Below are 295 nucleotides of genomic sequence, written 5' to 3' on the forward strand. Positions count from 1 at the left end.
AGTGGGGGGATGACGGTGGGCGGTGCGGGCCGCCTGCTCACGTTGGGGGCGGAACTGCCGCGCCTCCCCAAGGTGCGGGAGAAGTTCGCTGCGGGTGAGTTGGCGGCGGGGGTGGTGGAGGCCATCTGCGCCGCTGTCGCCGGGCTATCGGATGAGCAGGCCGGCCTGGCCGAGCCGATCCTGGTGGACCTGGCCCGCAAAGCGGGGGCGGCGGAGGTCGCCAAGGCCGGCCGCCATCTGCGGGCGGTGCTGGACCCCGATGGGGAAGAGCGGGATGAGCGGGCCGATTACGGGC

The 295-nt window shown here is 73.9% G+C and carries 1 protein-coding gene; it reads left to right on the forward strand.

The annotated features are described in order from the left end of the window. Positions 1-9 precede the first annotated feature (9 nt). Positions 10-295: DUF222 domain-containing protein (locus tag FLV34_RS40015; RefSeq protein ID WP_147945650.1), on the forward strand; the 286-nt coding region annotated here is incomplete at its 3' end.

It is taken from the genome of Microbispora sp. CSR-4 (assembly GCF_008033685.1).
GTDB lineage: Bacteria > Actinomycetota > Actinomycetes > Streptosporangiales > Streptosporangiaceae > Microbispora.